This window comes from Raskinella chloraquaticus (SeqCode), assembly GCF_021731865.1.
Taxonomy (GTDB): domain Bacteria; phylum Pseudomonadota; class Alphaproteobacteria; order Rhizobiales; family UBA4765; genus Raskinella; species Raskinella chloraquaticus.
Map to the genome: position 1 here is coordinate 88870 of NZ_JAKFWN010000011.1, position 7883 is coordinate 96752.

Here is a 7883-nt window from a genome sequence, read left to right on the forward strand (position 1 = left end):
GAGCCAACAGCAGGTACCTCCCATGCGCGCCCTTCGCCTCATTGCCGAACGTCAGCTTGAACTGGTCGATATCCCAGCGCCGCCGCCGCCTGCCGCCGGCGAGGTCCAAATTCGCATCAAGGCGATTGCGCTCAACCACATTGACGTCTGGGGTTTTCGCGGCATGGCGTTCGCCAAGCGCACGCTGCCGATTGTCGTGGGGGCGGAAGCCTCGGGCGAAATTGTAGCCCTTGGTGTCGGGGTGGACGGTTTTGCGCAGGGCGATCTTGTCGTCATGTATGGTGCAATCACCTGCAGTACCTGCAAGGCCTGCCGGGCGGGTCGCGACAATCTGTGCGAGAATGTCGCCGGCATCATGGGCTTCCACATCGACGGTTTTGCCCGGGACGTTCTGAACATGCCGGCGCGCCTTGCCATACCGGTACCCAAGGGCGTCAGCGCGGTTGATGCTGCCTGTGCGCCGATCACCTTCTCCACCGTCGAGCACATGCTGTTTGACAATGCCCGGCTGGAGCGCGGCGAGACGATCCTCGTGCAGGCGGGAGGGTCGGGCATCGGCACGGCCGCCATCACGCTTGCCAAGGCGATAGGAGCGACCGTCATCACGACCGTTGGCGATGACGAAAAAGCCGCCAAGGCAAGGGCGCTTGGCGCTGACCATGTCATCAATTACCGCGAGGATCGCTTCGAGAGCAAAGTCAGGCGGCTTACGGCTAAGAAGGGTGTCGACGTTGTCTTCGAGCATACGGGTGTTGATACGTGGAACGGGTCGCTCCTGTCCCTGAAGCGCGGTGGACGGCTGGTGACCTGCGGCTCGACATCGGGCATTTCCACGCAGATGAATCTGATGCAGCTCTTCCAGCAGCAATATCACATCTTCGGCTCCTTCGGCGCGTCCATGCGCAACATCGCCGACGGGCTGCAGAAGATGGCAATCGGTCTCAAGCCGACAATTGATACTGAAATTGCCATTGACGATTTCGGCGTCGGACTTGAGCGGCTGGAAAGCCGACGCGTCTTCGGCAAGGTTGTTGTGAAGCTGTGACACCGGTCCTGCGCCGCATCCTGGCGCGGCTTTACCGCTGGAGCCGCGACCTTCGCGATTTTTCTGCTGCGTTAGCCGTCGCCGCCGTTTTTCATGTCGTCCGCCTGGTGCCGGCGGAGAAAGCGGCGGGATGGGGTGGTTTCATCGCACGAAAAATCGGGCGGATGCTGCCGGTGTCGGAGCGGGTCGGCATGGCCAATCTGCGGCGCGCCTTTCCCCACAAGGATGAGGCGTGGCACCGCGCCGTGCTGAGCGAATGCTGGGACAATCTCGGCCGGGTCGCTGTCGAATATTGCCATCTCGATCATATCTGGGACCTTCGTCCTGAAGACCCGGCGGCCGGCCGGATCGACATTGTCGGCACTGAGCATTTTTACGCGCTGCGCGATGATAACAAGCCGGCGATCATCATCTCCGCCCATCTCGGCAATTGGGAATTGCCGATGGTCGCGGCCAGCGCCCACGGGCTGGAGGCGGCGGCCCTCTTCCGCGCGCCGAATAATCGCTGGATCGCCCGCTGGGTCTATGCCCAGCGCGAGGTGACGATGGGCGAACTCATCGCCTCGCGCCACGGCTCGATGCACGCTCTGAGCGCGGTGCTGGAGAGGGGCGTGCATCTTGGCATGCTGACGGATCAATATTTCTATGCGGGTATCCGGTCAGCCTTTTTCGGTATTGAAACGCTGAATAATCAGGCATTCGCGCGGCTGGCCCGCCTCCATGATTGTCCAGTCCATGCGGTGCGCGTGGTGCGCCTGCCCGGCTACAGGTTTCGCGTTGAATTATCGGAGCCGCTGGCGCTCCCGCGCGATCAGAGCGGGCGTATTGATCCTGCGGGCGCGGTCGACGTGATGAACCGACGCTTTGAAAGCTGGATCAGCGAATATCCCGGGCAATGGCTGTGGCTTCATCGCAAGTGGCGCTGAAGGCACGCTGCGCCGGCGCGCCGGCACCGGCGCTCGCTGCCGCCTGCGCCTTTTGAGGGTGCAGCCAGAGATCAAGAAACGCGCCGAGAAACTGTACCAGCGGCGGATCATACTCATAGCGCAACGCTAATTGCTGGTCGCGATCCTGCGCGCCAGGCGAGGAAAAACGATGAGCGCCACGGACTGTCCAGCGATACATCATGGCGTGGGTCAGCTCGGGGTGGAACTGCAGCCCGTAGGCTGCCGCACCGACGCGGACCGCCTGAACGGGAAATTCGTCCCCCTCAGCCAGCAGCGTTGCCCCGTGCGGGCAGTCGAACCCCTCATTGTGCCATTGATAGACGCGCTCCGGCCAACTCATCATTTCAGCGCCGATGGTGGTCGGGCGGATGGGATGATAGCCGACCTCGACGCGCCCTTCGGCGTGCTTGTAGACGCGGGCGCCGAGATGGCGCGCCAGCATCTGGGCCCCCAGACAAAGGCCGAGATAGGGCTTGTTCTCCTTCAGGGGAATGCCGATCCAGTCGGTTTCCGTTTTGAGGAAATCATCATTGTCGTTGGCACTCATCGGCCCGCCGAAAATCACCGCGCCGGCATGCTCGCTCATGGTCGAGGGCAAGGCATCGCCAAAGCGCGGGCGGCGGATATCGAGACTGTAACCACGCGCCTCCAGCGCCAGCCCAACGCGACCGGGCGAGGAATTTTCCTGATGGAGAATGATCAATATTTTCGACATCCGACCTATCTTAACCGCCAATTCTCAACGCTGTCTCAACGCGGCTGCCGCGCTTTGCCGGCGCGCTGGCGCGCGGCGAGGCGTTCATGCACCGGCACACCGAGGAGATCCGAAATGCGCCAGACGAGATTATCCTCGAATTCGTGGACACGATCATCGACAACCGTCACCTGCCACAGACGATCAAGGAGGTGAAGGCGGCCTGGCGCATCAAGCCCGCGATTTGCCTGCTCCACGAGAAGGGCGATGTCATCGGTTTCTGCCGCAAGCTTGTCGCCGGCTAGCGCAAGCGCGTTCGCAGCTCTGGCGCTGAGCCCGAAATCGCGGCGAATGACATTGAGTATGACAGCGTTCTCGCTTGCCGCGACAACGCCGTCGGCTTCCGCGACGCGCAACAGCAGGGCGGTGGATATCGTGCGGGGGTCGTCGTCCGCGAAAGTCGCACTGCTGCCACCGATGAGCCGGGACAGGAGCGAAAATGTCTTGTCGAACCCCATGACCAATCCTGTTTGCCGTTCACGTCTTGTCATTTCCACGGCCCTTGCACCGTCTGGGCCGGTCACCTGTCCGCCGCCAGGAGTGGAAAAGTGCACTTCGCTGAACAAGCTCTGGATATTTTGTAGAACCATCACAGGGCGCTGACCAGTGCTGATCATGAAGCACTGCCGTGCGTCAGCACGCGGTATCAGCGTCAATCATAGGTCGGAAGCGGTGGTGGAGCTGAGGGGATTTGAACCCCTGACCTCCGCAGTGCGATTGCGGCGCTCTCCCAACTGAGCTACAGCCCCGATCCGAACAGGCGGCATTTAGGTTGCGCATTGGCGAGGTGTCAAGGATGCTTGCGACTTGCCGCTGGGGAGCCATGCAGATAGAACCGCCATGGTTTCACCGCGAAAAGGAGCCGTCCGTGGTTTCCGTCCTTCTGCTGATCAATATGATTCTCGGGTTCTATGCGTGGATCCTGATTATTTCGGCGGTCGCCAGCTGGCTGATCGCTTTCAATATCGTCAACACGCATAACCGCGTCGTCGCTTCGATTGTCGATCTGCTCTATCGTCTGACCGAACCGGTATTGCGGCCCTTGCGGCGCGTCATCCCCAATCTTGGCGGGCTTGATCTGTCGCCGGTGGTGGCGCTTTTTGCCATCTGGTTCCTCCAGGACCTGATTGGCCGGTATTTTATTCCGGCAGTGGCCAGCGCCGGGCTCTGAGGTTTGCAAAATGCCTGGAATGTCACAGCCGACGGCGTGAGGCTGGCAGTTCGCCTGACACCGAAGGCTGACCGCGACGCGATCGGCGGCATCATCGCTGGCGATGGCGGGCACATGCAGAAGGTGCGGGTGCGTGCTGCGCCTGAGGATGGCAAGGCCAATGACGCCCTGCTGCGCCTTCTGGCCGAAGCGCTCGCCCTGCCGCGGCGCTGTTTTGACCTGGCGCAGGGCGCCAGCTCGCGGCGCAAGCTCGTCGATATCGCCGGTGATCCGCCCGCCATATTGTCCGCCCTCGAACACCTCAAGGTACCCCGCTCATGACGGCCCGCCTGATCGACGGAAAAAGCCTCGCCGAGCGTCTGCGCCGTCAGGTTGCGGCGGCGGCTCACAACTTTACCGCCGCCAGCGGCAGGGCGCCCGGACTGGCGGTCATTCTGGTTGGCGATGACCCGGCGAGCCAGGTCTATGTCGCCTCGAAAAGCAAACAGACGATTGAAGCTGGCATGCGCTCGTTCGAGTACCGCCTGCCATCCGATGTCAGCGCGGCAGCGCTTCTGGCGCAGATCGCGATGCTGAACAGCGATGAAGCGGTCGACGGCATCTTGCTGCAATTGCCGCTGCCCGACAGCCTGAGAGCGCGTACCCAGGAGTTCATCGCCGCCATCGATCCAGCCAAGGACGTGGACGGGCTTCATCCCATCAACGCCGGGCGGCTGGTTGCCGATCAGCCCGGGCTGGTGCCCTGCACGCCGCTTGGAGCGATGATGCTGCTGGCGCAGATCCATCCGACGCTTGACGGGCTGGACGCCGTTGTCATCGGTCGCTCCACACTGGTCGGCAAACCGCTTTCCCTTCTTCTGCTGCAGCAGAACGCCACCGTTACCATGGCGCATTCGCGCACCCGCGGCCTGGCGCAGCTATGCCAGCGCGCGGATATTCTGGTTGCCGCCGTCGGCCGGCGGGAATTTGTCACGGCGGACTTCGTCAAGCCCGGCGCCACCATTATCGATGTGGGGATCAACCGTATCGAGCGTGAGGGCAAAAGCCGGCTCGTCGGCGATGTGGACTTTGCGAGCGTTGCAGATGTGGCCGGCGCCATCACGCCCGTGCCGGGCGGTGTGGGGCCGATGACGGTTGCCTGCCTTCTTGCCAATACGCTGAATGCGGCAGAAGCACGTCTGCGCCTTCCGCGCTCCGCCTGGCTGCGCGGATAGACCGGCTGACCGGCTCGCGCCGCAATTTTTGCCGGGTGGGCTAGAAGCGATATGTCAAACCCGTGCCGATCAGCCAGGGATCAAGGCGCAAAGGTGCGGTAACCCGCGGCCCGTTAGAGGCTCCCAGATTGCCACTGGCGGTCGTCAGCAGGAATACGCGCTTGACGTCGACATTCCATCCCCAATGATCATCGAGCGCGTAGTCGAAGCCAAATTGGGCGACATAGCCGACATTGTCGCGCAGGCTGAAATTGCTCAGCGCGTTCGAGTTGGTATTGAAGAACCAGGTATAGTTGATACCACCGCCGATATAGGGCTTGAAGGCTCCGAAATCAGTGAAATGATACTGCAGCGTCAGCGTCGGTGGCAGCAGCCAGGAGCGGCCCAGTGATCCAAGGGCAGAGATCGAGCCGGCGCCGTAAGCGGTGTGGCGCGTGACGGCAAGGATCAATTCAGCGGCGATGTTCTTGGTGAAATAGTAGGTGATGTCGAGTTCGGGGATGATGCTGTCGGTCACCCCGATGCGCGCGCCGGCCAGCGGGGCTGCGTTCACCGTCAAGGTCCTGTTGCTGAATTCCGGCAACACATAGATACCGCGCAGGCGCACCTGCCAGGGTCCGGGTTCGGCCTTGACGGCTGCTGGAACCTCCGGCCCGGCAGCAAGATCAGCCGCAATGGCCTGCGTCGTGGCGAGCGCGCCCAACAGCGCGGTGGTTACGACCCAATCAGCTTTCATGATGCTTTCCTTTGCCGACAGTGCATGTCATCGCGACGACGTGTCGCATTCATGAAGCCGGTGGCGACAAAAGAAATTGATCAGGATCAAATGCCGGCGATTAGACGTCGGCGGGGCGTGTGTGAAAATAAATTTGTTGCAAAAATGACGCAGCTAGAAATCACAGGCGATACCGTTCACTTCCCAATCGCCAAAGCGGGCCGGATCAAGACCACCTCGGCCATTGATCTCGCCTGGCGCGGAGGGCACGAGTGCTGCCTCACGGCGGCGGGCTTCGGCCTCGGCAAGGGCGCGTTGGGCGGCTGGCGTCGGGTTTACGGACCGCGCCGGAGTTGCGGACGGTGTGTCTTTGACGTTTCCATTGTCCATGATTGGGGATAAGCCTCGCCACTCACGCAAGTCAAGCAGGGCAGGGGCGATCGACATGCGCATCAAGGCCGAACGTCATCAATTACCCGAAATACCGGGCCTTGCCGCGCGCCGGGTGGCGGTTGGCGCCATCGACGCGGTGCTGAACCGGCATGAGCGCCTGGATGAGGCTATGGAAAGCGACCCCGGGCTGGCACGGCTCGAGCCCCGCGACCGCGCCTTTGCAACCGCCCTTGCGCGGACCACCATGCAGCGTCTTGGCGAGGTCCTTGCCCTTGTGGAAGGCCATCTGGCGCGCGGCTGGCCGTCGCGCGGTGGGCCGCTCAAGGCCATTCTCGCCTGTGCCGCTGCCCAGCTTTTGTATATGGATGTCGCCGAACACGCCGCCGTTGACCAGGCGGTGCGCCTTGCCCGCGAGGACAAGGACGCAGGCCACTTCACCGGCCTTGTCAATGCGGTCTTGCGGGCCATCACACGTGAGGAGAAGCCGGCGGCACAACCCCTGGCCAATCTCCCGCCATGGCTGATGGCGCGGTGGATGAGGGCCTACGGGGCGGACGTCACCGAGGCGATGGCCGCCGCTCAACTGAGCGAGCCACCACTTGATGTGACGGCGCGCTCCAACGCCAAAGCATGGGCCGACACACTCGGTGGCAAACTCCTGCCGCAGGGGACCATCCGCCTCACCAGCCATTCAGGTCCGATTTCAGCGCTCCCGGGTTATGAGGAGGGCGCGTGGTGGGTGCAGGACGCGGCAGCCTTGCTGGTGGTGCTGGCGGCAGGCGCGCTCAAGGGCGCGAGCGTCCTTGATCTGTGTGCTGCACCCGGCGGCAAGACTGCGGCGCTGGCTGCCCGGGGCGCCAAAGTAACGGCGGTTGACCGCGACCCGGCGCGGCTGGCGCGCCTCATGCGTAATATGGACCGGCTGCACCTCAAGGTTCAGCCGGTGGTGCGCGACATGATGGAGGTCGACCTTGGCGGGCCTTACGATGTCGTTCTTCTCGACGCGCCGTGCTCGGCAACGGGTACGCTGCGCCGCCATCCCGACGTCGCATGGCTGAAGCGCGAAAGCGATATCGCCACGCTCGCGCGCCAGCAGGCGGCAATGCTGGATCGCGCGGCGGCGCAGGTCGGCGATGGCGGCCTGCTGATTTATTCCACCTGTTCGCTTGAACCGGAAGAGGGTGAGCAGCAGGTGACATCCTTTCTCGTCCGCAACCGTGGCTTTGCCCTTGACCCGATCGCGCCGGACGAGATCGGCGGCTTTAGCGACATGGTTGCCGGCGTGGGCACGCTGCGCAGCCGCCCCGATATGCTCAAAGAGGATGGGGGTATCGATGGATTCTTTGTCGCCCGGCTGCGCAAAATAGCGCAGGATTGAGCCGGGTTGCCGAAACGGAAGAGTATGGCAAGGGCAAAGAGCGAAGCAGGGGCGAGGAGCGTTCGCCGCCAGGTGCTGGGGGATGTCGTGCGCGGGTTCGTGGCGGCAGCGGCACAAGGCCCGCTGCGGCGCATGATGCATGGCTGGTCGCCGTCGGCGCCGATGGTCGCGGTTCCCAATCCGCTGCGGGCGGGAAATTTGCGGCGCGGCGAGTCGTTGCTTGCCGGCAAATTCACGGTTGCCGGCCGGATCATCGAGAATGAAGC

General features: G+C 62.9%; 11 protein-coding genes and 1 tRNA gene. 7 read left to right on the forward strand and 5 right to left on the reverse strand.

The window, feature by feature from the left end:
- Positions 1-22: 22 nt before the first annotated feature.
- Both ACINK1_RS04925 and ACINK1_RS04930 read left to right on the forward strand, forming a co-directional pair.
- A complete protein-coding gene (locus ACINK1_RS04925) occupies positions 23-1045 on the forward strand; it encodes a zinc-binding dehydrogenase (protein WP_376802272.1) in 1023 nt (340 codons plus the stop codon).
- Positions 1042-1971: a lipid A biosynthesis lauroyl acyltransferase gene (locus ACINK1_RS04930; RefSeq protein WP_376802273.1), complete on the forward strand. Its 930-nt coding sequence runs from the start codon at positions 1042-1044 to the stop codon at positions 1969-1971. Before ACINK1_RS04925 ends, ACINK1_RS04930 begins: the two co-directional genes overlap by 4 nt.
- Here the strand turns inward: ACINK1_RS04930 and ACINK1_RS04935 are convergent.
- The 3 genes from ACINK1_RS04935 to ACINK1_RS04945 form a co-directional block, all read right to left on the reverse strand.
- Positions 1922-2707, reverse strand: coding sequence for a glutamine amidotransferase (locus ACINK1_RS04935; RefSeq protein WP_376802275.1), 786 nt, complete (start codon positions 2705-2707; stop codon positions 1922-1924). The genes ACINK1_RS04930 and ACINK1_RS04935 overlap by 50 nt on opposite strands.
- A gap of 35 nt (positions 2708-2742) precedes the next feature.
- Complete coding sequence (locus tag ACINK1_RS04940) at positions 2743-3204, reverse strand: TerB family tellurite resistance protein (protein ID WP_376802276.1); 462 nt, start codon at positions 3202-3204, stop codon at positions 2743-2745.
- Between the two features lie 215 nt (positions 3205-3419).
- Positions 3420-3495 (reverse strand) — tRNA-Ala (locus tag ACINK1_RS04945).
- Positions 3496-3614: 119 nt separating this feature from the next.
- Between ACINK1_RS04945 and ACINK1_RS04950 the strand changes: the two genes are divergently transcribed.
- Genes ACINK1_RS04950 through folD form a run of 3 tightly spaced genes read left to right on the forward strand, consistent with a single transcriptional unit; the run spans position 3615 to position 5131 of the window.
- Positions 3615-3917: a YggT family protein gene (locus ACINK1_RS04950; RefSeq protein WP_376802277.1), complete on the forward strand. Its 303-nt coding sequence runs from the start codon at positions 3615-3617 to the stop codon at positions 3915-3917.
- A gap of 36 nt (positions 3918-3953) precedes the next feature.
- Entirely contained in the window at positions 3954-4238 is a 285-nt protein-coding gene (locus ACINK1_RS04955) for a DUF167 family protein (RefSeq protein WP_376802278.1), read from the forward strand.
- Positions 4235-5131 carry a bifunctional methylenetetrahydrofolate dehydrogenase/methenyltetrahydrofolate cyclohydrolase FolD gene (gene folD, locus ACINK1_RS04960; RefSeq protein WP_376802279.1) on the forward strand — a complete coding sequence of 299 codons (897 nt, stop codon included), beginning with the start codon at positions 4235-4237 and terminating at the stop codon, positions 5129-5131. Before ACINK1_RS04955 ends, folD begins: the two co-directional genes overlap by 4 nt.
- A 40-nt stretch (positions 5132-5171) precedes the next feature.
- On the opposite strand, the gene ACINK1_RS04965 is transcribed toward folD, so the two are convergent.
- Positions 5172-5867, reverse strand: coding sequence for an OmpW family protein (locus ACINK1_RS04965; protein ID WP_376802281.1), 696 nt, complete (start codon positions 5865-5867; stop codon positions 5172-5174).
- A 153-nt stretch (positions 5868-6020) separates the two neighbouring features.
- A complete protein-coding gene (locus tag ACINK1_RS04970; protein ID WP_376802283.1) occupies positions 6021-6236 on the reverse strand; it encodes a DUF1674 domain-containing protein in 216 nt (71 codons plus the stop codon).
- 55 nt (positions 6237-6291) lie between these two features.
- On the opposite strand from ACINK1_RS04970, the gene ACINK1_RS04975 reads away from it, so the two are divergent.
- Both ACINK1_RS04975 and ACINK1_RS04980 read left to right on the forward strand, forming a co-directional pair.
- The gene (locus tag ACINK1_RS04975; protein ID WP_376802285.1) at positions 6292-7617 is read left to right on the forward strand and encodes an RsmB/NOP family class I SAM-dependent RNA methyltransferase; all 1326 of its coding nucleotides are present in this window, start codon (positions 6292-6294) and stop codon (positions 7615-7617) included.
- A gap of 24 nt (positions 7618-7641) precedes the next feature.
- On the forward strand, positions 7642-7883 hold a 242-nt coding region (locus ACINK1_RS04980; protein WP_395760010.1), incomplete at its 3' end, for a hypothetical protein.